Origin of the sequence: Exiguobacterium sp. SH3S1, from assembly GCF_004337105.1 — a bacterium.
In the GTDB taxonomy this organism is placed as follows: domain Bacteria; phylum Bacillota; class Bacilli; order Exiguobacteriales; family Exiguobacteriaceae; genus Exiguobacterium; species Exiguobacterium aurantiacum_A.
The window spans coordinates 1-429 of sequence record NZ_SJUW01000035.1 but is presented as its reverse complement, the minus strand read 5'-3'; the positions used below and the strand labels follow the sequence as shown (position 1 = coordinate 429).

The 429-nt window shown below is 46.2% G+C and carries 1 protein-coding gene; it reads right to left on the bottom strand.

Translation table 11 applies throughout. From position 1 onward, the window contains the following. On the bottom strand, window positions 1-429 hold a 429-nt coding region (locus tag EVJ26_RS14265), incomplete at both ends, for a transposase (protein ID WP_201738382.1).

Below are 429 nucleotides of genomic sequence, written 5' to 3'. Positions count from 1 at the left end.
CTATGCCATGCCCCTTTCGTTTTTTTAGCAAAGTGCACTTTCCAATAACGTCCGTACTGCGCCCTCAAGTAACGCCGCCAATGTTTTTTGTCACGGATATGGCCAAGACCGGGAAGAAGGCCAGGGTTAATTAAATCATAACTGTGACGCAGTAGTCGGATAACAGCCCCTCGCCAGATTTCTTCGACATCCTTTTTTTTAGAAAACAGCTTTCGCCATACACTATGTTTACTATCCAAACCCCCTCGAGTGACGGAAACATGAACATGCGGATGTTGATTGAGTTGCCGGCCATAAGTATGCAAGGCACAGAAAATACCAATTTCGATACCCTGTTTGCGAGCCAACTGCAGCATAGCTCGAGTGGCTGCCCGAAACAGAGCATTAAGTAGCGGCCAGTTATTGTTAAAAAAAGGCCAAAGGAGATGT